The organism is Kitasatospora sp. NPDC048365, assembly GCF_043200835.1.
GTDB lineage: Bacteria > Actinomycetota > Actinomycetes > Streptomycetales > Streptomycetaceae > Kitasatospora > Kitasatospora terrestris.
Genome location: NZ_JBICYJ010000041.1, coordinates 57,829 through 80,664, shown reverse-complemented (window position 1 = coordinate 80,664; position 22,836 = coordinate 57,829). Strand labels below are relative to the sequence as shown.

General features: G+C 72.9%; 21 protein-coding genes. 12 read left to right on the top strand and 9 right to left on the bottom strand.

From position 1 onward, the window contains the following. Positions 1-87: 87 nt before the first annotated feature. Entirely contained in the window at positions 88-492 is a 405-nt protein-coding gene (locus ACGFX4_RS32250) for a GNAT family N-acetyltransferase (protein ID WP_393081997.1), read from the bottom strand. 94 nt (positions 493-586) lie between these two features. On the opposite strand from ACGFX4_RS32250, the gene ACGFX4_RS32245 reads away from it, so the two are divergent. From ACGFX4_RS32245 to ACGFX4_RS32230, 4 genes are all read left to right on the top strand, one after another. Beyond that, positions 587-1,498, top strand: coding sequence for a helix-turn-helix domain-containing protein (locus tag ACGFX4_RS32245; protein ID WP_393081995.1), 912 nt, complete (start codon positions 587-589; stop codon positions 1,496-1,498). A 62-nt stretch (positions 1,499-1,560) separates the two neighbouring features. Next, complete coding sequence (locus tag ACGFX4_RS32240) at positions 1,561-2,007, top strand: hypothetical protein (RefSeq protein WP_393081993.1); 447 nt, start codon at positions 1,561-1,563, stop codon at positions 2,005-2,007. 46 nt (positions 2,008-2,053) lie between these two features. Further along, complete coding sequence (locus ACGFX4_RS32235; RefSeq protein ID WP_393081991.1) at positions 2,054-2,479, top strand: acyl-CoA thioesterase; 426 nt, start codon at positions 2,054-2,056, stop codon at positions 2,477-2,479. 160 nt (positions 2,480-2,639) lie between these two features. Further along, positions 2,640-3,836, top strand: a complete 1,197-nt coding sequence (locus tag ACGFX4_RS32230) for a hypothetical protein (protein WP_393082006.1) — start codon at positions 2,640-2,642, stop codon at positions 3,834-3,836. Here ACGFX4_RS32230 and ACGFX4_RS32225 read toward each other — a convergent pair. The 3 genes from ACGFX4_RS32225 to ACGFX4_RS32215 form a co-directional block, all read right to left on the bottom strand. Further along, positions 3,833-4,270: an HIT family protein gene (locus tag ACGFX4_RS32225; protein WP_393081988.1), complete on the bottom strand. Its 438-nt coding sequence runs from the start codon at positions 4,268-4,270 to the stop codon at positions 3,833-3,835. The two genes, ACGFX4_RS32230 and ACGFX4_RS32225, sit on opposite strands and share 4 nt — an antisense overlap. A 134-nt stretch (positions 4,271-4,404) precedes the next feature. Continuing rightward, positions 4,405-5,643: a hypothetical protein gene (locus tag ACGFX4_RS32220; protein ID WP_393081984.1), complete on the bottom strand. Its 1,239-nt coding sequence runs from the start codon at positions 5,641-5,643 to the stop codon at positions 4,405-4,407. 3 nt (positions 5,644-5,646) lie between these two features. After that, positions 5,647-6,168 carry a SigE family RNA polymerase sigma factor gene (locus tag ACGFX4_RS32215; RefSeq protein ID WP_393081982.1) on the bottom strand — a complete coding sequence of 174 codons (522 nt, stop codon included), beginning with the start codon at positions 6,166-6,168 and terminating at the stop codon, positions 5,647-5,649. Positions 6,169-6,309: 141 nt separating this feature from the next. Between ACGFX4_RS32215 and ACGFX4_RS32210 the strand changes: the two genes are divergently transcribed. From ACGFX4_RS32210 to ACGFX4_RS32195, 4 genes are all read left to right on the top strand, one after another. Then, a complete protein-coding gene (locus tag ACGFX4_RS32210; RefSeq protein ID WP_393081979.1) occupies positions 6,310-8,397 on the top strand; it encodes an MDR family MFS transporter in 2,088 nt (695 codons plus the stop codon). 144 nt (positions 8,398-8,541) lie between these two features. Continuing rightward, a complete protein-coding gene (locus tag ACGFX4_RS32205; RefSeq protein ID WP_393082004.1) occupies positions 8,542-9,534 on the top strand; it encodes a YdcF family protein in 993 nt (330 codons plus the stop codon). Between the two features lie 66 nt (positions 9,535-9,600). Then, complete coding sequence (grpE, locus tag ACGFX4_RS32200) at positions 9,601-10,179, top strand: nucleotide exchange factor GrpE (protein ID WP_393081976.1); 579 nt, start codon at positions 9,601-9,603, stop codon at positions 10,177-10,179. A gap of 82 nt (positions 10,180-10,261) precedes the next feature. Next, the gene (locus ACGFX4_RS32195) at positions 10,262-10,801 is read left to right on the top strand and encodes a flavoprotein (protein WP_393081973.1); all 540 of its coding nucleotides are present in this window, start codon (positions 10,262-10,264) and stop codon (positions 10,799-10,801) included. Positions 10,802-10,858: 57 nt separating this feature from the next. Here ACGFX4_RS32195 and ACGFX4_RS32190 read toward each other — a convergent pair whose 3' ends face one another. Both ACGFX4_RS32190 and ACGFX4_RS32185 read right to left on the bottom strand, forming a co-directional pair. Further along, positions 10,859-12,361: a phytoene desaturase family protein gene (locus ACGFX4_RS32190; protein ID WP_393081970.1), complete on the bottom strand. Its 1,503-nt coding sequence runs from the start codon at positions 12,359-12,361 to the stop codon at positions 10,859-10,861. Between the two features lie 220 nt (positions 12,362-12,581). Further along, a complete protein-coding gene (locus ACGFX4_RS32185) occupies positions 12,582-13,469 on the bottom strand; it encodes a prohibitin family protein (RefSeq protein WP_393082002.1) in 888 nt (295 codons plus the stop codon). A gap of 151 nt (positions 13,470-13,620) precedes the next feature. On the opposite strand from ACGFX4_RS32185, the gene ACGFX4_RS32180 reads away from it, so the two are divergent. Beyond that, entirely contained in the window at positions 13,621-15,984 is a 2,364-nt protein-coding gene (locus ACGFX4_RS32180) for an ATP-binding cassette domain-containing protein (protein WP_393081967.1), read from the top strand. Between the two features lie 144 nt (positions 15,985-16,128). Here the strand turns inward: ACGFX4_RS32180 and ACGFX4_RS32175 are convergent, their stop codons facing one another. Together ACGFX4_RS32175 and ACGFX4_RS32170 are read right to left on the bottom strand one after the other, a co-directional pair. Beyond that, complete coding sequence (locus ACGFX4_RS32175; RefSeq protein WP_393081964.1) at positions 16,129-17,040, bottom strand: 1-phosphofructokinase family hexose kinase; 912 nt, start codon at positions 17,038-17,040, stop codon at positions 16,129-16,131. 62 nt (positions 17,041-17,102) lie between these two features. Next, a complete protein-coding gene (locus tag ACGFX4_RS32170; RefSeq protein WP_393081961.1) occupies positions 17,103-17,957 on the bottom strand; it encodes an Fpg/Nei family DNA glycosylase in 855 nt (284 codons plus the stop codon). 204 nt (positions 17,958-18,161) lie between these two features. Between ACGFX4_RS32170 and ACGFX4_RS32165 the strand changes: the two genes are divergently transcribed. Then, positions 18,162-19,502: a M14 family metallopeptidase gene (locus ACGFX4_RS32165; protein WP_393081958.1), complete on the top strand. Its 1,341-nt coding sequence runs from the start codon at positions 18,162-18,164 to the stop codon at positions 19,500-19,502. Between the two features lie 58 nt (positions 19,503-19,560). Next, entirely contained in the window at positions 19,561-19,770 is a 210-nt protein-coding gene (locus tag ACGFX4_RS32160; RefSeq protein WP_393081955.1) for an EF-hand domain-containing protein, read from the top strand. A gap of 102 nt (positions 19,771-19,872) precedes the next feature. On the opposite strand, the gene ACGFX4_RS32155 is transcribed toward ACGFX4_RS32160, so the two are convergent. After that, positions 19,873-21,648 (bottom strand): potassium channel family protein, encoded by a 1,776-nt coding sequence (locus ACGFX4_RS32155; protein WP_393081952.1) that lies wholly within the window; start codon positions 21,646-21,648, stop codon positions 19,873-19,875. 117 nt (positions 21,649-21,765) lie between these two features. On the opposite strand from ACGFX4_RS32155, the gene ACGFX4_RS32150 reads away from it, so the two are divergent. Further along, entirely contained in the window at positions 21,766-22,620 is an 855-nt protein-coding gene (locus tag ACGFX4_RS32150; RefSeq protein ID WP_393081949.1) for an EamA family transporter, read from the top strand. The last annotated feature ends 216 nt before the right edge of the window (positions 22,621-22,836 follow it).

Genomic DNA, 22,836 nt, shown 5'->3' with positions numbered 1-22,836 from the left:
CGGCCGACGATTCCAGCCAAGGACAGCCCGGGGTGTCAGTCAGTCGGAGGGTCAGACCGCCAAGCGGTGCCATCTACATCCTCACAGTCAGTCGGTCAGGCAGAGCAGCCCGGCCGCTGTCGTCCGGAACCCGCACTCGACGAGGTAGAACGCCGACAGCTCCGGCTCGAAGTCCACGTGCAGCCACTCGCATCCAGCCGCACGGGCCTCCCGCGCAGCCTCCGCGACCAGTCGGGAGCCGATCCCACCGCGCTGGGCATCCGGTGCCACCACCGTGTCCAGCAGGAAGGCGTGCCGTCCGCCGTCCCAGGCGACGTTGACGAACCCGATCAGGCGCCCGCTCGCCTCCCGGGCGCACACCCAGCCGAGGCTGTGCCGCCGCACCTGCTCGCCCCACCCGTGGGCGGTCGGCCGGTAGCCGAAGCCGGCCGCGTGCAGCTCGCCCAACTCCCCGTCCGTGAACCCGTCGCGCCACTCGTACATGATCACCATGCGGCGATGGTACTGACGCACGGAACCCGTAGCGGTACGGGCGCGCGCCGGAGGGGGCCGACGGAGAGGTAGCCTGGCAGCGGATGTGGTGAGAATGCGACAGGCTCAGCAGCGGACCCGCGGACCGGAGATTCCGGAAGTCCCGTTCGCCGCTCCGCCCGGCACCCCGGCGGGCGTCGAGGTGATGACCCTGGCCGAGCTGCGCCGACGCCACCCCGGCGACGCCTTCTTCCGGCCCCAGCGGCCTGCCTTCCACCATCTGCTCACGCTGGACACCGGCACGCTGTGCCACACCGTCGACTTCACCGGCTACACGCTCGAACCCGGTACGTGGCTGTGGGTACGGCCCGGTCAGGTCCAGCAGTGGGGCGGGCTCACCGGGGCCGAGGGGACGCTGGTGCTGTTCGAACCGGGCTTCCCCGACCCCGCGACGGTTGCCTCCGCCCGGCTCGACGATCCGTTCGCGCCTGCCGTGCAGCAGCCGTTCGGCGAGGACCGGGACGCCCTCGACGACGCCGTCCGCCACCTGCACCGCGAGTTCGACTCCGGCGGGGCGCTGCCCGCCGACGTCCACCTCGCGCTGCTGCGGCACCTGCTTGCCGCCGTCGTGCTGCGTCTCGCCCATCTCACGGCGCCGGCCGGGGCCGGAGCCGTCGAGCCGGGAGAGACGTACCTGCGGTTCCGCCAGGCCGTGGAACGCGACTACACCCGCACCCGCCGGGTCGAGGACTACGCGCGGGCCCTCGGCTACTCGCCGCGCACGCTCTCCCGGGCAACCCTGGCGGCGGCCGGGGTCGGCGCGAAGGAGTTCGTCGACCGCCGGGTGATCCTGGAGGCCAAGCGCCTGCTGGCGCACAGCGACCGCTCCGCCGCCCGGATCGCCGAGCACCTCGGCTTCGCGGACGCCGCCAACTTCGCCAAGTACTTCCATCAACGGACTGGCACCTCCCCGATCGCATTCCGTACCGCCGTCACATCTGCCGGTTCCACTCCGTCGCCCCGGTAACGGACCGACCAGCCGTCGGCCGACCGGCCCTGTTGCCGTACCGACCACGAGGAGAGCGGGCGATGGCTGAGCAGCAGTCCCAGCCCCCCGCGGGGCACTCCGGGGTGCCACCCGGTATCGGCCACTCGCGGGTGGTTCGTGGCGCCGAGGCGGTCGCGCGCGAAGCGCTTGCCCTCGCCGGGCTCGCCGACGGCTCCTGCCGCATCCTGATCAACGGTGAGCCCGGTCTCCTCGCTGCTCCGGGCGGCCACCCGCAAGCCGTCGTGAGCCTGACCGTCCGGGACGGTCGGATCGTCGAGATCAATGTGATGGCCGACCCCTCCCGCCTCCGTGGCCTCCCTGATGCATGCGCCCTCCCCGACGCCCGTGACCTCCTCTACGCCCGTGACCTCCCCGGTGCCGGTGCCCTTCCTGACAGGCGGGACCTCCCCGACGGCCCCGATCTCCCGGTCGAGGCCGGCATTCCTGACGGACCCGCAGGTCGGACCGGTACCCCGGGCGGCACGTGATGCCGGACACGGCGCTGACGGACCGTCGGGAGTAGCGTGCCGAGACATGAGCGACGAGGCATTCTCCGTACGGATCACCGTCCGCGGGTACGAGACCGACACCCAGGGCCACCTCAACCAGGCCGTGTACCTCCAGTACGCCGAGCACGCCCGCTGGGAGCACCTCCAGGCGGCGGGCATCCGCCAGGCCGACCTCCTCTCCAAGGGTGTCGGGCCGGTAGTCCTGGAGACCACCATCAAGTACCGCCGCGAGCTGCGCGCCGGCGACGAGGTGGATGTGAGTTGTGCCTTCATCTGGGCGGAGGGGAAGACCTTCAGCCTGGAGCAGCGGATCACCCGCACCGACGGTGTACTCGCTGCCGAGTTCGACGTGGTCGGAGGCATCCTGGACCTCAACGCCCGCCGTCTGGTCGCCGACCCCCGCGAACCGCTGCGTGCCCTCGCCTCGGACCCCGCGTTGCTCGGCCTCTAGACCATCTCGCATCCGGGCCGGCCCGCGCGTCCACCGATCGGTTGACATGGGTGTCGACCGATCCGGGAGCGCAACGGAGCCGGTCCGTCGATGTGGGGGTACCGACCGTCGGACCAGGATGGTGGCACCAACCGAGGAGAAGCCCGGAGGTGTCCAGATGATGCGCAAGCGGCCCGCCCCCAGCGAGCCCCGCCCCCGTCCCCGCGTGCTTCGCACCTTGATCGTCCCCGTCGCGGCCATGGCCGGCCTCGTCACCGCTTGTGCACCTGGCCCGGCCGCCTCGCCTTCGGCGGCGTCCCCGCCCTCCACCGCCGCAGCCCCGTCCTCGACCTCTCCCGCCGGAGCGACCTCTCCCACCGCACCGGCCACCCCTGCCGCACCGACCCCGACCGGCACGCTCCTGGTGACCGACTTCGGTGCGGACACGGTGACCTTCGTAGACCCGCAACGCGGCGCCATCGGCTCCGTCAAGGTCGGCACCGCCCCCTACGGCTTGGCGGTCGACGGTGCCGGCCGTGCATGGGTCGCCACCGCCGAGGGTGTCGCCGTCGTCGACACCGCGTCCCGCACCCGACTCGACCTGATTCCGTACCGGACGGCGACCGGCCGCGTCACCACCGGTGAGTACCGCGGCGGTGGCATGGGCATAGCGCTCTCCCCGGACGGTGGCCGCGCGTACGTGGGGGTGAACGTGCCCGGCGGCGACGGCGTCCTGGAGGTCGTCGACACCGCGGCACGCAAGGTGACCGACACCGTCCCGGTCGGCCGCCGCCCCTTCGACGTGGACGTCTCGCCGGACGGCGCCACGGTCTACGCCACCGACCACGACTCCTTCGACGTCACCGTGGTCCCCACCGCCACACTCGTTCCCCGGCGGATCGAAGTCGCCCCGTACGGCACGGAGGGCGGCCTCGGGTCCTGGCTCAAGCCGCACTACACCGTCGTCCGTCCCTCCGACGGCAGACTGCTGCTCCCGTTCGAGGGGGAGCGGCTGGCCGTCGTCGACCCCGCCACCGGCCGCACCACCATCGAGCCGATGACCGCCAACACCCACCAGCACGGCGTCGCCCTCGCCCCCGACGGACGCCTCCTCGTCGTGGGCACCGGGCCGATCGACCCCGCCACCGACGCCGGCCCCTCGCTGACCGTCCGCAACCCCGACGGCACCGAGCGGCTCTATCCCCTCGACGGCCCCCACGAGACCGCCGCCACCAGCCCCGACGGCCGCACCGCCTACGTCACCGGCGGCTTCACCCGCGACGGCTACTGGAACGGCCTCACCGTCATCGACCTCGCCAGCGGCGACACCCACCGCCTCCCCGCCGGCACCCGCCCCCTGTCCATAACCGTCCTCTAGCTCTCCGACCGGAGTGCTTCGCGGATCCGTGCGGCAGTATCGGCGGCCTGGGCGTCGCCGCCGTAGCGGGTGCGCGGCCAGAAGAACCCCCGCAGGCCGTCCTTGCGGTTGCGGGGCACCACGTGGACGTGGAGGTGGGGCACGGACTGGCTGATCCGGTTGTTGGCGGCGACGAAGCTGCCCGCCGCAGCCATCCCGGCCTCGACCGCTGCCGTGACCTCGCGGACCCGTTCGAAGAACGGGCCGACCAGGTCCTCCGGCAGATCGGTGAGGGTCTCCACGTGCGTCCGGGGCACGACCAGCACGTGCCCGGGGAAGAGCGGCCGGTGGTCGAGGAACGCCACCGCCGCCTCGTCCTGGAGCACCAGGTGCACCGCCACCTCCCCGGTGATCACCTGGCAGAACAGACACTCCGGACGGTCCTGACGCTCCATCCCCTCATTGTGGGCAGTCACTCCCCACTCGGCGCCCCCTACTCGGCGCCTTTGGCTCACCGGCGGGGCTCACCGGCAGTGCCTACCGGCGGGGCTCAGCGCCCAGGCCGGCCGCCGCAGCTGACCGCCACGGTTCACCGCACCCATGTGGGGTCGAGTGCGATGGCGCGCAGCTGCTCGATGGTCAGCACCGGAGTGCCGGGCTTGGCGCCGTACCAGGTGGCGCTGTTGACCTGGGCGAGGGTGACCAGCGTGCCGTCGGGCCGGAGCACCTCGGCCTCCCAGTACTGCACCGGCTCGGGCTGGCCCTTGGACGTCCCGGTGAGCCGGATCACCGAGACGGTGCCGTCGGCGGCGCGCACCAGGTCCTGCTGCCCGCTCTCCGTGCCGAACGAGCTGCGCTTCTTCTCGGTGTTCGCCCACTTCGGCTGGATCTGGACGACGAGGCTGCCGGTGCGGTCCGCGACGGTGACGGGCAGGTGAGCCCGGTCAGGGGTGTCCTGCGGACCGGGCTCGCCCGGGGTGACGCCGTTCGGAAGGAGCTGCCGGAGGGTGGCCAGCAGGTCCTTGGGTGCGGCGCCGACCGGCTCGGGTGCGGCCGGCCGGCCGGTGGCGCCGCGCCGGAAGTCCTCGAACAGCGGATCCCAGGTGGAGCTGGTGATCACAGAGGTGAGCTGTTCGGGTGTCAGTGGCATTTGGGTACGACCGGAAGAGGTGCCGTTCTGTTGGTAGTCACGCTCCGAGAGACGGACCTGGCGTCCGTCGGTGCCGGTGTAGACGGCGATCCAGATGCGCTCGTCGGCCGGGGGTCGCGGCAACTGCTTGGTGACCACCACGATCGAGCCGTCCGGGCGGACGGTCCGGTCGCAGCTCTCGATCGGTGTGTCGTAGGGGTCCTCGCACCGGGTGCCCCGGGTGTCGGCGCCGATCGGCAGGTCGACCCGGTCGGTGGACAGGTTGACCTGTACCGAGCCCTGGCCGTCGTCGAACTGCAGCCAGGCGGTCGGTCCCATGTCGGGCATGGCCATCTGCCCGATGCCGTAGCCCTGCTCGTCGCTGATCCCGCCGGCGGGCAGCAGCGCACGCAGGGTCTGGCTCATGTACGTACCGGTGATCCGGCCGCGCGGGCCGCCCGGCTTGACCTTGTCCCCGTCCCCGCCGGGGAACGGCAGACCCAGGTGGCCGGCGGACGCCAGCAGCGCCACACCGAGCACTCCGGCGCCTGCCACCGAGGCGGCCCGGCGGCGTCCCCGCCTGGCCTGGCCGCGGGCCTCGGCGACGCGGGCGAGCATCTCGCCCGGCGGGTCCGGCGCCAGCTCGGCGGAGTTCCGCAGTGCCTTGGCGAACTCTTCCTCGAATGCGTCGACAACCATCGGTCAGCTCCTCAGCATCGAAAGCGAATCGGCGCCCAGCCGCTCCCGCAGGCGCGCCAGGGCGCGGCTGCTGCGGGAGCGGACGGCTCCGGCGGTCAGGTGCAGGGCGGAGGCGGTCTCCTCGACGCTGCGGTCCTCCCAGAAGCGCAGTACCAGCACCGCCCGGTCCCGGGCGGGCAGCTCGGAGAGCGCCTGCAGCAGGGTGATCCGCAGGGCCGGATCGGGTTCCGGGGCGGCGGCGTCGGCGAAGGTGTCGGTGACGTGCTCCCCGCTGCTGCGGCGTCGCCGGTACGACAGGAAGGTGTTGACCAGGACGGTCTGGGTGTAGCCGGCCGGGTTCTCCAGACGGGAGACCTTCCGCCAGCGGCCGTAGACCCGGCCGAGGGCCTCCTGGGCGAGGTCCTCGGCGAGGTGTGCGTCGCCACCGGTCAGCAGATAAGCGGTTCTGACCAGGTGGCGCCCCCTCGCCGCAGCGAACTCCCGGAAGTCCAGGTGACCTGGCGCAGTGGTTGTTGTGCGGTCCATGACCGTTTAACGCGGTGGACCCCCGACGCTGTGTCAGACGGATCGCCGGAAGTTGTCGGGGCCCAAGCCGGTCCGGACACACCGTCACCGAGCCGGACCTGCGGACGGGCGGCGGACGATCACCGGTGTGACGATGCGAGGGTGACCACCACCAGCGAGACCGCACCCGCCAGTCCGTCGTCGGCGCCGCCCGTGCTCGACCGGCGGCAGCGCAACATCGTCTTCGGCACCATCATGCTCGGCATGCTGCTGGCTGCCCTGGACCAGACGATCGTCGGCACCGCGCTGCCGACGATCGTCGCGGACCTCGGTGGCGCCTCGCACATGTCCTGGGTGGTGACCTCGTACCTGCTGGCGGAGACCGTCACCACCGCGCTGGTCGGGAAGTTCGGTGACCTGTTCGGCCGCAAGGTGGTCTTCCAGGTCTCGGCGATCGTCTTCATCACCGGCTCGTTCCTGTGCGGCCTGGCGACCAACATGTCCTTGCTGATCGCCTGGCGGGCGATGCAGGGCGTCGGCGCCGGCGGTCTGATGGTCACCTCGATGGCACTGATCGCCGACGTCATCCCGCTGCGCGAGCGGGGCAAGTACCAGGGCGCGATCGGCGCGGTGTTCGGTGTGGCCACGGTGATCGGCCCGCTGCTGGGCGGCCTGTTCACCGACCACCTGACCTGGCGCTGGGCGTTCTACGTGAACGTGCCGATCGCGATCCTGGTGGTCATCGCGGCGGCCCGGAACATCCCGGCGGTGCGGTCGGTGGCCCGGCCGGTCATCGACTACCTGGGCATCACTCTCGTCGCGGTCGGCGCCAGCGCACTGATCCTGGCCACCAGTTGGGGAGGCAACGAGTACGCCTGGGGCTCGCCGATGATCATCGGTCTGTTCGTGGTCGGCGTGCTCGCACTCGCGGGGTTCTGCTGGGCGGAGACCCGCGCGGCCGAGCCGATGCTGCCGATGCGGCTGTTCCGCAACCCGGTCTTCACCGTCTGCTCCGTCCTCAGCTTCATCGTCGGCTTCGCGATGCTCGGCGCGATGACCTTCCTGCCCACCTTCCTGCAGTACGTCGACGGCGACTCGGCGACCATCTCCGGCGTGCGCACCCTGCCGATGGTGATCGGCCTCCTGATCGCCTCGGTGTTCAGCGGCAACGTCGTCTCCAAGACCGGCCAGTACCGCTGGTTCCCGGTGATCGGTTCGCTGGTCATGGCCCTCGGCCTCTACCTGCTCTCGCTGATGCGGGCCGGCACCAGCGCCTGGCTGGCCTCGCTGTACATGTTCGTGCTCGGCGTCGGCATCGGCCTGTGCATGCAGGTGCTGACCATCGCCGTGCAGAACACCGTGGACTACACGGACCTCGGCACCGCTACCTCCGGCGTCACCTTCTTCCGCACCCTCGGCAGCTCCTTCGGCACCGCCGTCTTCGGCACCATCTATGTCAACTCCCTCAAGCCGAACCTCGCCCAGGGCGTCGCCGAGGCCGCCCGCACCACCGGCGCCGACCCGCAGGAACTCGCCGCCGCGGCACAGAGCCCGCAGGGCTTGCACGCGCTGCCGCCCGACCAAGCCGCCCCGATCATCGACGCGTACGCGGACTCCCTGCACACCGTCTTCCTGTGGACCGTCCCGGTGGCCCTGATCGGCTTCGTGGTGGCGCTCTTCCTCAAGCAGGTCAAGCTGCGCGACACCGCCAGGGCCAGCTCCGCCGACATGGGCGAGGGCTTCGCCCAGCCGACCTCCGGCGACTCCGCACAGGTGCTGGAGCTGGCCGTCGGCAAGATCATCCGACAGGTGGGCATGGACACCGCGCGCCGGGTGGTCGGATCCTCCGGCACCCGGCTGGACGTTGCCGGGGCCTGGGCGGTGATGCAGGTCGAGTTCTTCACCCGCGCCGTGGGCCACGCCAACATCAACCTGATCGCGGCCCGCCGCCGCATTCCCCCGGAGGTGCTGGAGCCGACGTTCACCCGGATGGTCCAGGAGGGCTACCTGAGCCGACAGAACGGGTTCTACGCCCACACCGAGGCCGGCGACCGGGAGGCCGCCGCGATCACCAAGGCCTGGTCGAACTGGCTGAACGAGCGGTTGGAGGAGGACCGGGGCCGTCCGCGCAGTGCCGAGCTGCGCGCCGCCGCCGACACCATTGCCAAGCGCCTGCTCGCCGAGGACCTCGCCGAGGGCCTGCCCGAGGACCACCCGGCCCGGGAGAACGCGGGTTCTGCGGCCCGCTGACACCCTCGACGGCACCGACCACATCGACGGCACCGACCACATCGACCACACCGACCACGTCGACGCACCGACTGCACCGACCACTTCGACCGAGCCGACGACTTCGACGGAACCGAGACAGCGGGGGCGCCGACAATGACAGGCCTGCTGGTCTACGCCCCGGCCGCGATCTTCCTGGCGCTGTTCATCGGCGGGGTCCTGCGCGACCCCCGACGGTTCAGCAACGCCGTCCTGCTGGGGCTGACCGTCACCTTCACCGCCCTCGCCATGCTGGTCGAGCTCGGCCGGGCCGACTCCGTCGCCGCCGAACTCGTCCTGGTCGCGATGGTGCTGCTGCCCGCCGTCGGCACCCTGGTCCTGGCCGGACTGCTGATCGCCAACGGCGTGAAGATGATCCAGAAGGAGGGCCGCCGGCTCGCCAACCTGCTGTCGCTCCTCGCCGGCCTCGGCATCCTCGGCGTCGTCGGACTGCTGCTCGCCGCCACCCAGGCCGACTCGCACGCCCTGGTGGTCGCGGCCAGGACGGTCTTCCTGCTGGCCAGCTACCTCTCGTTCCTGTTCCTCTGCTTCATCGGCTACGGCTTCCTGTACGGCCGGCTCACCCCGCGCGAGGACGTCGACTACGTGGTGGTGCTCGGTGCGGGCCTGGCCGGCGGCGTTCGGGTCACCCCGCTGCTCGCCGGCCGGCTCGACCGGGGGCGACTGCTGTACGAGGCGCAGACGCTCCGCGGCCGGGCCCCGGTGATCATCGCCTCCGGTGGGAAGGGGCCCGACGAGGGGGTACCGGAGTCCCACGCCATGGCCGACTACCTCCTGGAGCGCGGCGTCCCCGACGACCGGATCGAGCGGGAGGACCGTTCGCGCAACACGGAGGAGAACCTCACCTTCTCGCAGGTGATCATGGCCCGGGAGAAACCGGACTACCTCTGCGTGGTGGTCACCAACAACTTCCACGCCTTCCGCGCCGCGCTGCTCGCACGCAAGGCGGGGATCAACGGCCAGGTGGTCGGTTCGCCGACCGCCGCGTACTTCTGGCCGAGCGCGACCATCCGGGAGTTCTTGGCGGTGTTCCTGGCGTACCGGACGGTCAACCTCGGGGTCTGCGCCCTGCTGGTGCTGGCGGGTGTGCTCCCGTAGCCCCGCCTTGACACGGTTGCCGGCGGTGCCTATGCCGGAGAGGGAGGGCTGAGGAGGCGGACGGCGATGACCGACCCCGGTGGTGATCGGATCGAACGGCTGCTGGCCGAGCGGACGGCGGACCTGCAGCGACTGCAGGCGGAGTTCGCGAACTACCGCAAGCGAGTCCACCGGGACCGGCTCGTGGTGGGCGAGGCCGCCGTTGCCAACGTGCTGGCCGGGCTGCTGCCGGTGCTCGACGCGCTGGACGCCGCCCGCGCCCAGGGCCGCCTCACCGGCGGGCTGCGCGCCGTCGCCGAGCTGCTGGAGAGCCGGCTCGGCGCGCTCGGGCTGGAGTCCGTCGGTGAGCCCGGTGATCCGTTCGACCCGACCTGCCACGACGCGGTGGACCGGGCGCCCGGCGACGACGGCACCGCTGTGGCGGGAGACGGACCGGTCTGTGTCGAGATCGTCCGCGCCGGCTACCGGGTCGGCGACCACCTGCTGCGCCCCGCCGAGGTGGTCGTCACCCAGCAGCTCTCCTCCCCGCCCCCGCCGGGGAGTCCGCCCGACAGTCCGCCCGCGACTCCGCCACCCGGGAGTCCACCCGGGAGCCCGCCACCCGCGACCCCGCCACCGCCGGACGCCGCTCCGTCCGAAGGCTGACCGGCAGGGCGGCGGTGGGCCGCGCCTAGACTCGCGGCGGTCGGGCAGGGATCGCGAGCCGGCGGACGAGGGGAGTCGTGGGGTGGACGCGCAGCGTGAGCCGTTCCTGTACGTCGTGGTGTGTGCGGCGGGGGTGGCGACGGGGGTGTCGGAGCTGATCGAGGCGGCCAGGGGCAGGGGCTGGCGGGTGGGGGTGGTGGCGACGCCGAACTCCCTGGCGATCGTCGACCGGGCGGCGCTGGAGGCGCAGACCGGTCTGCCGGTGCGCTGCGAGTGGCGGGCGCCCGGAGCGTCGCGGCCGCTGCCGCCGCCGGACGCGATCGCGGTGGCTCCGGCGACGTTCAACACGGTCAACAAGTGGGCGGCGGGTATCGCGGACACCCTGGCGCTGGCGATCCTGTGCGAGGCGTACGGACTGGGTGTTCCGACGGCGGTGCATCCACGGGTGAACGCCGCGCTGGCCGCCCATCCGGCGTACCGGGCGGCGGTCGAGCGGCTGTCCGGGATGGGTGTTCGCTTCCCGGCGAAGGAGCAGGCACAACCACGGACAGCCGCGGACGACGACGCGCCGTTCGAGTGGGTCACCGTGCTCGATCTGCTGGGTCCGCCGCGGCTGCGCTGATCGTCGGCCGGCCGCCCAGCCGCCCAGCCGCCCAACGAGCCGCCCAGCCGGTCGGCCTCAGGTCCGGAGGTCGGTGAGGAGGGCGAGCGGGTCGGCGTCGAGGTGGAAGGTGTGGCGCAGTGCCCGCCGGGCGGCGTGCAGTCCGGACATGCCGTGGACGCCGGGGCCGGGTGGGGTGGAGGCCGAGCACAGGTACAGCCCGGGGAGCGGGGTGCGGTAGGGGTCGAGCGCGGGGCGCGGCCGGAACGCGGTCTGGCGCAGGGTCATGGCGCCGGCGCTGATGTCCCCGCCGACGTAGTTGGCGTTGTACCGGGCCAGGTCGGCGGCGGTGGTGGTGTGCCGGGCGAGGACCAGGTCGCGGAAGCCGGGGGCGAAGCGCTCGACCTGGGCGGTGACGGCGTCGGCGACGTCCACGGTGGATCCGTGCGGGACGTGCGCGTAGGTGTAGAGGGTGTGGCGGCCGGCGGGGGCGCGGGTGGGGTCCACGATGCCGGGCTGGACGGCGAGCACGTACGGGCGCTCGGGGTGCCGGCCGGCGGCGACCTCGCGTTCGACGGCGAGGGTCTCCTCCTGGGTGCCGGACAGGTGCAGGGTGCCGGCGTACGCACAGTCGGGGTCGGTCCACGGGACGGGTCCGGAGAGCGCGAAGTCGACCTTGCAGGCGCCCGCGCCGTAGCGGAAGGCGCGCAGCTGCCGGGCGTGGCGTTCGGGCAGGGCGGGACCGGCGATGCGGAGCAGTCCGGCGGGGCTGGTGTCGAGCAGGACGGCGCGGGCCCGGGGCAGGTCGGTGAGGCGGTCGATCGGCCGACCGGTGTGGATCCGGCCGCCGAGCCGGGCGAGTTCGGCGGTCATGGCGTTGGCGATGGCCTGGCTGCCGCCGCGCGGGACGGGCCAGCCGACGGCGTGTCCGAGGGTGGCGAGCAGCAGTCCGGCGCCTGCCGCGGGGAGGGTGCGAGGCGGCTGGATCGCGTGGGCGGCGACGCCGGCGAGCAGGGCGCGGGCGGCGGGTTCGCGGAACCGGGCGGTCCAGGCGGGGGTGCCGAACTCGGCGACCCGCAGCAGCAGTCGCAGCGCGGTGAGGGGTTTCGTGAGCGGCGTCGTGGGTGGGGTCCGCTGGTCGGAGAGGGCGGTGTCGACCAGGTCCGGCCAGTGGTCGACGAGGGGGCCGAAGACCGCGCGCCACGCCCGGCCGTCCCGGCCGAGGCCGGCGGCGGTCCGGTCCAGGTCACGCCAGGCGACGGCGGCCGGGCGGCCGTCCAGCGGCTGGGCGAAGGCGGCTTCGGGCTGCAGCAGCTCGACCCGGTCGGCGAGGCCGAAGGCCCGGTAGAACGGTGAGGCGAGGGCCATCGGGTGGGCGACCGAGCAGAGGTCGTGGCGGTAGCCGGGGAGGGTGGTTTCGGCGGTCCGGGTACCGCCGCCCGGGGTGTCGGCGGCCTCGTACACCTCGACCCGCAGGCCTGCGGCGGCGAGGGCCAGGGCGGCGGCCAGCCCGTTCGGGCCGGAGCCGACCACCACCGCGTCGGTCTCCCCGTTGGACCGTTCGCCAAGCCCTGCTGTCACCGCGGCACCTCCGCCGTCGCGCCTCGTACGAGAAGCATTCCACGCCCTCACCGCCGTCCGGCGGCAAGGGCGCGGAGCGACGCGGCGAGGGCGTGGAAGACGGGGCAAGGGTGCGGCAGGACGCAGCGAGGGCCGGGGACGGCCGCGCCTGCGCTTGTGGCGGCGGCCCGACGGCGGCCCGACGGCGGCCCGACGGCGGCCCGACGGCGGGCCGCCGCGGTCAGCGCTTGGTGGAGTCGACGATCACCGGGGTGCCGCCGCTGCCGCAGGGGCTGGCGTACACCGGGTTCTTCTCGGCGGCGGCCTTGAAGGCCTCGATGCACTGGCTGAGCAGCAGCTTGTCGGTCAGCGAGCCGGCGATCGCCGCGTTGGCGGCGGCGGTGGAGTCGGCGTCGATCTTCCGCTTCTCGGCCTCCGCCTTGGCGGTGCGGACGGCGGCCTCGGCCTGGGCGGTGGCCTGGTCCTGCTGGATCTTCGCCTCGATCGCGTGCTGCAGGCTGTCGCTGGGCTTGACGTTGCGCAGGTTGACGCCGTTGACCAGGATGCCGCGCGGGGCGAGCCGGTCGGTGATCTGCTTCTCGATCTCGGCGGCGATGGCCTCGCGCTGGGAGGTGTACCCCTCGACGCCGGTGTGCTTGGCGAAGACGTTGCGGACGATCTCGCGGCTGTCGGGGTAGACCAGCCGCTGCTGCACCGCCTCGGCGCTGCCGGCGAGCTTGTACAGGGCGAGGGTGTGCTGCGGGTCGATCGACCACTTCACGGTGAGGTCGGCGTAGAGCACGCCGCCCTCGGAGGAGCGGACCTCGACCGTGTCGTTGCCGTTGAGGTTCAGGTCGGACGGGCGGGTGGAGAAGCTCGTCACGTCGGTGAGCGGGGACTTCAGGTGCAGCCCGGGCTGCCAGGTGCCGCCGATCTTGCCGAGCGTGGTGGGCACGGCCACCTCGTACGGCTCCACCACGTGGACGAAGGTGGTCACGCCGAGCAGGACGCCCAGCACGCCGGTCAGGATGCCGCCGGCGGTCGCCGCCCGGCCCCGGACCACGCCGCGGCGACGGAGCACCAGGACGACCAGGCCGGCGGCCAGCAGCAGGAGGGAGATGAAGAGCATCGTCACGTCTTTCGGACTCTTGTTATCAGATGCTCGGAGCGTAGAAGTCGGGTGTGACCTCAGGGGGTGCGTTCAGCCTCTCTTCAGTGAAGTCAGTGACAGCCGGACCTGGTTAGATCGGTGACCAGGGCGAGGACGAGAGGGAGACACGATGAGCAGGGCCGAGTCGCACACCGCCGACAGCCACGACCTGATCCGGGTGATCGGCGCCCGCGAGAACAACCTCAAGGACGTCAGCGTCGAGATCCCCAAGCGCCGTCTGACCGTCTTCACCGGTGTCTCCGGCTCGGGAAAGAGCTCGCTGGTCTTCGACACCGTCGCCGCCGAGTCGCAGCGTCTGATCAACGAGACCTACAGCGCCTTCGTCCAGGGCTTCATGCCCACCCTCGCCCGGCCCGAGGTGGACGTCCTGGAGGGGCTGACCACCGCGATCATCGTCGACCAGCAGCGGATGGGCGCCGACCCGCGCTCCACCGTCGGCACCGCCACCGACGCCAACGCGATGCTGCGCATCCTGTTCAGCCGGCTCGGCGACCCGCACATCGGCTCGCCCAAGGCGTACTCCTTCAACGTCGCCTCGATCAGCGGCGCCGGCGCGGTCACCGTGGAGCGCGGCGGACAGACCGTCAAGGAGCGCCGCAGCTTCAGCATCACCGGCGGCATGTGCCCGCGCTGCGAGGGCCGCGGCAACGTCAACGACATCGACCTGGCGCAGCTCTACGACGACACCAAGTCGCTGGACGAGGGCGCGCTCACCATCCCCGGCTACAAGCCCGGCGGTTGGAACTACCGGCTGTACAGCGAGTCCGGGCTCTTCCCCTCGGACAAGCCGATCGGGAAGTTCACCAAGAAGGAACTGACCGCCTTCCTGCACCACGAGCCGACCCGGATGAAGATCGCCGGGATCAACATGACCTACGAGGGCCTGATCCCGCGGATCCAGAAGTCCATGCTCGCCAAGGAGAAGGAGGGCATGCAGCCGCACATCCGGGAGTTCGTCGACCGGGCCGTCACCTTCACCACCTGCCCCGACTGCGGCGGCACCCGGCTGAGCGAGGCCGCCCGCTCCTCCCGGATCCGCGGCGTCTCGATCGCCGACGCCTGCGCGATGCAGATCAGCGACCTCGCGGAGTGGGTCCGCGGCCTGGACGAGCCGTCCGTCGCCCCGCTGCTCGCCACCCTCCGGCACACCCTCGACTCCTTCGTCGAGATCGGCCTCGGCTACCTCTCGCTGGAGCGCCCGGCCGGCACCCTCTCGGGCGGCGAGGCCCAGCGGGTGAAGATGATCCGCCACCTCGGCTCCTCGCTCACCGACGTCACGTACGTCTTCGACGAGCCCACCACCGGCCTGCACCCGCACGACATCCAGCGGATGAACGGCCTGCTGCTGCGCCTGCGCGACAAGGGCAACACGGTGCTGGTGGTCGAGCACAAGCCGGAGACCATCGCGATCGCGGACCACGTCGTCGACCTCGGCCCCGGCGCGGGCACGGCGGGCGGCGCGGTCTGCTTCGAGGGGACGGTCGGCGGGCTGCGCTCCAGCGGGACGGTGACCGGGCGTCACTTCGACGACCGGGCCGCGGTGAAGCCGTCGGTGCGCACGGCGACCGGGAAGCTGTCGATCCGCGGGGCGTCCGCCAACAACCTGCGGGACGTGGACGTCGACATCCCGCTCGGGGTGCTGACCGTGATCACCGGTGTCGCCGGTTCGGGCAAGAGTTCGCTGGTGCACGGGTCGATCCCGGCGGGGGAGGGCGTGGTCTCGGTCGACCAGGCCCCGATCAAGGGCTCCCGGCGCAGCAACCCGGCCACCTACACCGGGCTGCTGGAGCCGATCCGCAAGGCCTTCGCCAAGGCCAACGGGGTCAAGCCGGCACTGTTCAGCGCCAACTCGGAGGGTGCCTGCCCGAACTGCAACGGCGCGGGCGTGGTCTACACCGACCTGGCGATGATGGCCGGGGTGGCCACCCTGTGCGAGGAGTGCGAGGGCAAGCGTTTCGACGCCTCGGTGCTCGAGTACCGCTTCGGCGGGCGGGACATCAGCGAGGTGCTGGCGATGCCCGTCGCCGAGGCGCGCGAGTTCTTCGCGGCGGGGGAGGCGAAGACGCCCGCCGCCAGCCGGATCCTGGACCGCCTGGCGGACGTCGGCCTCGGGTACGTCAGCCTCGGCCAGCCGCTCACCACGCTGTCCGGCGGCGAGCGGCAGCGGCTCAAGCTCGCCACCCACATGGCCGACCAGGGCGGCGTCTACGTCCTCGACGAGCCCACCACCGGCCTGCACCTGGCCGACGTCGAGCAGCTCCTCGGCCTGCTCGACCGGCTGGTCGACGCTGGCAAGTCGGTGATCGTGATCGAGCACCACCAGGCCGTCATGGCACACGCCGACTGGATCATCGACCTCGGTCCGGGCGCCGGCCACGACGGCGGCCGGGTCGTCTTCGAGGGCACCCCGGCGGAGCTGATCGCCGCGGGCGGCACGCTGACGGCTCAGCACTTGGCGGAGTACGTGCGGTAGGGGACGACCTCACCCGGCCGCGGCCCGGCCGCCGGTCCCGCACTGCCCCGCGCCTACCGCCCCCGCCGCCGGCCCCGCACCTACCGCCCCCGCCGCCGGCCCCGCACCTACCGCCCCCGCCGCCGGCCCCGCACCGCCCCGTGCCTACCGCCCCGCGTGCGCGGTGGTGGTGGCGCGGAGGCGGTGGTAGGTCGGGGCGTCGAACCGGCCGGCCCGCGGGGCGAGCACGGTGGCGGCGGAGAGGGCCACCGCGTCGGGCAGGATCGCCGGCCAGCCGGCTCCGCCGAGCAGGCCGGCGGCCAGCGCGGCGACCACGGAGTCGCCGGCGCCGGTGGGGTTGCCGGTGACGGCGGCGGGCGGTGCGCAGCGCCAGGTGCCTTCGGGGTCGACGGCGAGCAGCCCGTCCGGTCCGAGGGAGGCCAGGACGGCGCCGGCGCCGCGTTCGAGCAGGACGGCGGCCGCCGCGGCCGGGTCGGCGAGGCCGGTGGCGGCGGCCAGTTCGGCGGCGTTGGGCTTGACCACGGTGGGGCCGGCGGCGAGCGCGGCGGTGAGGGCGGGGCCGTCCGCGTCGAGGACGCAGGGCACCTCGGCCTGCCGCGCCAGGGCCACCAGCTGCGCGTACCCGTCGGCCGGTACGCCGCGCGGCAGGCTGCCGGACAGCACCAGGACGCCCGCCCCGGGCAGCAGCCGCTCGACCTCGCGGCACAGCAGCTGCCACTCGGCGTCCGTCAGTTCCGGACCGGCCTCGTTGAGCATGGTGGCGTCGGTCTCGTCGACCACGGCGACGGTCCGGCGGGTCTCGCCGGTGATCCGTACCGCGTGGTACCGCAGCCCGGCCGCCCGCAGGTCGGCCTCGACCGCGTCGCCCGTCGCGCCGCCGAGCGGCAGCACGCACTGTGCCTCCCGGCCGAGCGCGCTCAGCACCCGGGCGACGTTCACCCCCTTGCCGCCGGCCTGGGCGGCGACCTCGGCCACTCGGTGGCTGCGGTGCGGCCGGAACCCGGGCACCGTGTACGTGACGTCCAGGGCCGGGTTGGGGGTGACGGTCAGGATCACGACGGTAGGCTCCCATGATTGAATGCGCGCGAAAGCAACTCGTTCCGCGCAGATTCAATCATCTACTTGAGGAGTCGCGACAGTCTCCGGTCGGCCAGGGTCCGTCCGCCGGTCTGGCAGGTCGGGCAGTACTGCAGCGAGGAGTCGGCGAAGTTGACCGAGCGGACGGTGTCCCCGCAGGCCGGGCAGCGCTCCCCGGCCCGCCCGTGCACGGCGAGCCCGGCCTTCTTCTCGGATTTCAGGCCGCCGGGCGGTGCCGAGCGGGCGTGCTCCAGCGCCGTGCCGAGCACCTGCCGGACCGCCGCGTGCAGCCGCTCGACCTGCTCCTCCTTCAGTGCGGACGCCATCGCGTACGGCGAGAGCCGCGCCGCGTGCAGGATCTCGTCGGAGTAGGCGTTCCCGATCCCGGCCATGACCGCCTGGTCGGTCAGGAAGGTCTTCAGTCGCTGCCGCGCCCCGCCTGCCAGTGCGCCCAACTCCTGCGCGGTCACCGCCAGGGCGTCCGGCCCGAGCCGGGCGATGCCGGGCACCAGCTGCGGATCGGTCACCACGTACGCGGCCAGCCGCTTGGTGGTGCCCTGCTCGGTCAGGTCGAAGCCGGACCCGTCGTCCAGCACGATCCGCAGCGCGAGCGGGCCGCGGCGGCTCGGCGGCTCGGCGGGGAAGGAGGCGCGTTCGTGCACCCAGCCCGCCCGGGCGAGGTGGACCACCAGGTGGGGTCCGCCCTCCGTCGCCAGGTCCAGGAACTTGCCGTGCCGGCCGACCTCCCGCACCGGAAGGCCGTGCAGTGCGTGGACCGGCGGATCGAAGGTCTTGAGCACCTGGACGGAGAGGGCGTCCACGCGGGCGAGGGTGCGGCCGGCGCAGGCGGTGGTCATGCGCTCGGCCAGGGCCTGCACTTCGGGCAGCTCGGGCACCCGTCCAGTGTCACCCGGCAGGCGCAGTGCCACCCGTCGGTGCGCCGCCGTTCGGCCTACTACGAGTCAACCATCAGTCATGTCATGGGTGTTGACTGATGACGCGCTCTCTTGACGGTCCCATGACATTGAGTCACCATCGGCTGGGCGCGCCTCCTCCGTACGTTCCGAAATCCCCCACCGGACCCCCACAGGAGGACAGTCATGCGACTGCCCCGCCGCGGCCGGCCGGCCCTCGCCGTCGCCGCCCTGCTCACACTCGCCCTCGCCGCACCGCTCGGCGCGGCCACTCCCGCCACCGCCCGCTCCGACGCCGCCCGGATCGGCGCCGCCGAGGAGACCGTCCGCCAGTACGCGGTCGACGGCCCCTCCACGGTGGCCGAGCGCACCGCCGTCGCCGCCACCGGCGCCTCCATCGACGAGGTGGACGCCCGCTCGCTGGTCGTCTCCGCCAACGCCGCCGAACTGCTGCGGCTGAGGGCCCTCGGCTGGCGGCTCACCGAGCTGCCCGGCCCCGAGCAGAACGCCCAGCTCGGCCCCGGCATCAACGACTTCCCCAGCAAGGACTCGGCGTACCACAACTACGCCGAGGCCACCGCCGACATCAACGCCGTGGTCGCCGCCCACCCCGGGATCATGAGCAAGCAGGTGATCGGGAAGTCCTACGAGGGCCGGGACATCCTCGCGGTGAAGGTCAGCGACAACGTCGCCACCGACGAGAACGAGCCCGAGGTGCTGTTCACCTTCCACCAGCACGCCCGCGAGCACCTGACCGTGGAGATGGCGCTCTACCTGCTGCACGAGCTCGGCGACAAGTACGCCACCGACTCACGGATCGCGGCCGCGGTCAACGGCCGGGAGATCTGGATCGTCCCGGACCTCAACCCGGACGGCGGCGAGTACGACATCTCCACCGGCAGCTACAAGAGCTGGCGCAAGGACCGCCAGCCCAACTCCGGCAGCCGGTACATCGGCACCGACCTCAACCGGAACTGGGACTACAAGTTCGGCTGCTGCGGCGGCTCGTCCGGCTCCACCTCCAGCGAGACCTACCGGGGCACCGCCCCGGAGTCCGCGAAGGAGGTCAAGGTGGTCGCCGACTTCGTCCGCTCCCGGGTGGTCGGCGGCAAGCAGCAGATCACCGCGGCGATCGACTTCCACACCTACAGCGAGCTGGTGCTCTGGCCGTTCGGCTGGACCACCGCCGACACCGCGACCGGCATGACCGCCGACGAGGCCAACACCTTCGCCACCTTCGGGCGGAACATGGCCGGCACCAACGGCTACACCCCGGAGCAGTCCAGCGACCTGTACATCACCGACGGGTCGATCGACGACTGGCTGTGGGGCGCGCAGCGGATCTGGGCGTACACCTTCGAGATGTACCCGACCTCCAGCAGCGGCGGCGGCTTCTACCCGCCGGGCTCGGTCATCACCCGGGAGACCACCCGCAACCGGGAGGCGGTGCTGCGGCTGCTGGAGAACGCCGACTGCATGTACCGGGCCATCGGCAAGCAGCAGCAGTACTGCGGCATCGCAAGCTGAGTCGGGCCTGGGCTAGGGTACGGGCGTCACAGCAACACTCAGAAGGGGCATCGTCCAGATGGACATCGACAGGGCCAAGGCGGCGTTCGACCGCTTCGACGTGGACGGCGACGGCTTCATCACGGCGGAGGAGTACTCCAAGGTCATGGCCGAGATGGGCGACTTCAACGTCACCGTGCCGGTCGCGCAGGCGGTCATCGCCAAGTCCGACACCAGCAAGGACGGCCAGCTGTCCTGGGACGAGTTCAAGGCCGCGAACGTCGGCTGACGTCCAGCGCTTCGCCGGGCCCGGCACTCCGTATCCGTACGGGGCGCCGGGCCCGACGCGTGTCCGGCGGCGCGGGACGGTCGCCGCCGGGCCCGGTCGCCGCTACTCGCCGGGCGAGTGGCCGAGGATCGCGCCCAGGCCGGCCCGGCTGGCCGCCACCACCACCTGCTCGCCCTCGCGGAGCACCCGGTCCCGGGCCGGCCGCCAGCGCGGCTCCGGCCGGTCGGTGCCGGCCGGCTGCACGGCGATGATCCGCACCGCGCCGGACTGCTCGGCGTCGGCGACCGTCCGCCCGGCGAGCTCCGGGTGCCCGGCGACGTCCACCGCCGCGATCAGCACCACCTGGCGGCCCACCGCGAGCGCGCCCAGCACCTGCCGGCCCATCATCGCGGCGGCGAACGCCGGCGCGGACAGGAACGAGACGCTGTGGCTGCGGGTCTCCGCCTCCGGGTAGGAGTCGCGCAGCGCCCGGTACAGCTCGGTCGCGAAGTCGTCGTCGAAGAGCCCGAGCACCACCCGCAGCTCCGGGGAGGACTCCCGGGCCAGCACCGCGGCCTCCAGGTTGGAGCTGTCCCCGGTCAGCGCGATCAGCGCCGAACTGCGGCCGATCCTGGCCGCCTCCAGCACCCCCTCCTGGGTGGCGTCGCCCAGCACCACCGGCACCCCGTACGCCCTGGCCCGGGCCACGCCGCGGGCCGTCGGGTCGCTCTCCACGCAGACCACCGGGATGTCCAGCTCCCAGAGCTGGTCCAGCACCCGGCTGCCGACCCGGCCCAGGCCCAGCAGCACCACGTGACCGGAGATCCGGCGCGGCGGACGGCGCAGCGTGCTGGCGGCGCGGAAGGTGCCGAGCGCCTCCAGGGCGAGCGCCGTGAGCAGCGGCATCAGCAGCAGCCCGCTGACGGCGGTGAGGATCTGCAGCACCTTGCGCGGGGCCGCCTGGTCGGTGGCCGGGTCGGCGATGGCGATCACGTCGAGCACCGCGAGGTACGCGGTGTGCAGCGGCTCGGCGCCGGTCAGCGCCGAGGTCAGGCCGGCGAAGACCAGCAGCAGCAGGGCCAGCGAGCCGAACGCCCAGCGCAGCCGGGGCGAGAACAGGGCGGCGAAGGGCAGCTCGGAGAGACCCGGCAGGTGGCGACGGCGGCGGGGCGGCTCCGCGGTGCCGCCGAGCATCTCCAGCACCAGACGGCGGCCCTCCGTCGCGTCCGGCAGCAGCTCCGCCGGCGCCGTTCGGACCGCCGGGAGAGCCGCCAGGGTGGTCAGCTCGGTGCCGGAGGCGGGCTGCCCGGCGGGCAGCTCGGTGGCCCGCAGCAGCCGCCCGCCCACATTGACCACCACACTGCCGCCGGAGACCGCCGCGGCCACCAGGGCCGGCGCGGCCGTGAACGAGGTCGACAGGACGGCGGTGGACGCGGAGCGCTCGCGGGCGGTGGCCGTGCGGTCCAGCAGCAGGCCCACCCGGCGGCCGAGCTTGCGGTTGTAGACCCGCAGCACCAGCCGGACCCCGGGATTGAGCCGCCGGGCCCGCAGCGCGGCCTGGATGTTCGCCTGGTCGTCGTCGCCGGTCAGCGCCAGCGCGGCCGCCTCCCGGACCCCGGCCGCGGCCAGGGTGTGCGAGGCGAGGTCCGCGGCCTCCACCAGCCGCAGGCCCGGGTGCTGGGCGGCGAGCGCGGCCAGCTGCGGCCCCTGCCCCTCGCGCAGCGAGCGGATCACCACGGTCACCGGCCGGCCGTACACCGTGGTCAGCTCCTGGGCCAGCCGCAGCGCCAGCGCGTCGTCGCCGCAGACCACCATCGCGCCGGTTGTGGTGGGGGTGGTGGGGTCGGTGGCGGTCGCCTGGGTGGGGAGGTCGGCGGAGGTCGGGCGGGTCGGTGACATGGCGTCAGTCTGCCGGTCCGACCGCTCGTTCTGTTGGGCGGCCCCGGGTACCCCGGCGGCCGGCGTTCATCGGGGAGCGCTAAGTTGTGCAGACAACTTCTCGCCTCGGAGGTGCTCGTGGGACCGGAAGCAGCGGTGCCGATCGTCGTCCTGACCGCCGCCGTGCTGCACGCGGTATGGAACGCCCTCGCCCACTCCGCGACCGACAAACTGGCCGGAATGGCCCTGATGAACTGCGCGTTCCTCGGCTGCGGACTGGCCCTCACCACCCTCTTCCCGCTACCCGGCACGGCCGCCCTGCCCTACCTCGCCGCCTCCACCGCCTGCCAGCTCGGCTACCAACTGCTCCTCGTCCGCGCCTACCGGCTCGGCGACTTCGGGCAGATGTACCCCATCGCCCGTGGCACCTCCCCGCTCGCCGTCGCCCTGCTCTCGGTCACCCTGCTCGGCCGGACACTGCCCGGCAGCACCTGGGCCGGCGTCCTCGTCATCTCGCTCGGCCTGGCCGGCCTCGCCCTCGCCGGTGGCGTACCCGGCCGCGAACAACTGCCCGCGCTCGGCGCCGCGCTCGCCACCGGCGTCCTGATCGCCGGGTACACCGTGATCGACGGCACGGGCGTGCGGGTCGCCTCCTCCGTCGGCGGATATATCGCCTGGATGTTCGTCACCCAGGGCGCGGCCATGCTGCTCGTCGCTCTCGCGGTACGGGGACGTGGCCTGCCCGGCGCGATGCGAGGCGGCCGACTGCGCGGCCTGACGGGCGGGGTGCTGTCGCTGACCGCGTACGGGCTGGTGGTCTGGGCGCAGTCGTACGGTGAGCTGGCGGTGATCGCCGCGATGCGGGAGACCGGGATCGTGGTCGCCGCAGTCATCGGCGCCGTCGTCTTCCGCGAACGGCTCGGCCACTGGCGGCTCGCCGCCGGCGCGACCGTCCTGGCGGGCATCGCCGTCCTGCAACTCGCCCACGGCTGAGCCCCGCCCCCGCCTGCGGCGGGGCCCTGAGCCGCGCCCACGGCGGGCCGGGACGGACCTGTTTGCGGCGGTCTGCGGCCTGAGGCTCTGCTCGGCGTCCGCCGGGAGGTGCGCCTACGGCGGGCTTCGGCTTCGCCGGGAGGTGCGCCTGCGGCGTGCTTCGGCTCCGCCGGGAGGCGTCTGCGGCAGGCTCTGAGCCGCGCCTGTGGTGGTGTT

Coding starts and splice junctions, on each gene's coding strand:
- ACGFX4_RS32250 (WP_393081997.1), bottom strand. CDS start 492: ATGGTGATCATGTACGAGTGGCGCGACGGGTTCACGGACGGGGAGTTG.
- ACGFX4_RS32245 (WP_393081995.1), top strand. CDS start 587: ATGCGACAGGCTCAGCAGCGGACCCGCGGACCGGAGATTCCGGAAGTC.
- ACGFX4_RS32240 (WP_393081993.1), top strand. CDS start 1,561: ATGGCTGAGCAGCAGTCCCAGCCCCCCGCGGGGCACTCCGGGGTGCCA.
- ACGFX4_RS32235 (WP_393081991.1), top strand. CDS start 2,054: ATGAGCGACGAGGCATTCTCCGTACGGATCACCGTCCGCGGGTACGAG.
- ACGFX4_RS32230 (WP_393082006.1), top strand. CDS start 2,640: ATGCGCAAGCGGCCCGCCCCCAGCGAGCCCCGCCCCCGTCCCCGCGTG.
- ACGFX4_RS32225 (WP_393081988.1), bottom strand. CDS start 4,270: ATGGAGCGTCAGGACCGTCCGGAGTGTCTGTTCTGCCAGGTGATCACC.
- ACGFX4_RS32220 (WP_393081984.1), bottom strand. CDS start 5,643: ATGGTTGTCGACGCATTCGAGGAAGAGTTCGCCAAGGCACTGCGGAAC.
- ACGFX4_RS32215 (WP_393081982.1), bottom strand. CDS start 6,168: ATGGACCGCACAACAACCACTGCGCCAGGTCACCTGGACTTCCGGGAG.
- grpE (WP_393081976.1), top strand. CDS start 9,601: ATGACCGACCCCGGTGGTGATCGGATCGAACGGCTGCTGGCCGAGCGG.
- ACGFX4_RS32185 (WP_393082002.1), bottom strand. CDS start 13,469: ATGCTCTTCATCTCCCTCCTGCTGCTGGCCGCCGGCCTGGTCGTCCTG.
- ACGFX4_RS32180 (WP_393081967.1), top strand. CDS start 13,621: ATGAGCAGGGCCGAGTCGCACACCGCCGACAGCCACGACCTGATCCGG.
- ACGFX4_RS32165 (WP_393081958.1), top strand. CDS start 18,162: ATGCGACTGCCCCGCCGCGGCCGGCCGGCCCTCGCCGTCGCCGCCCTG.
- ACGFX4_RS32160 (WP_393081955.1), top strand. CDS start 19,561: ATGGACATCGACAGGGCCAAGGCGGCGTTCGACCGCTTCGACGTGGAC.
- ACGFX4_RS32155 (WP_393081952.1), bottom strand. CDS start 21,648: ATGTCACCGACCCGCCCGACCTCCGCCGACCTCCCCACCCAGGCGACC.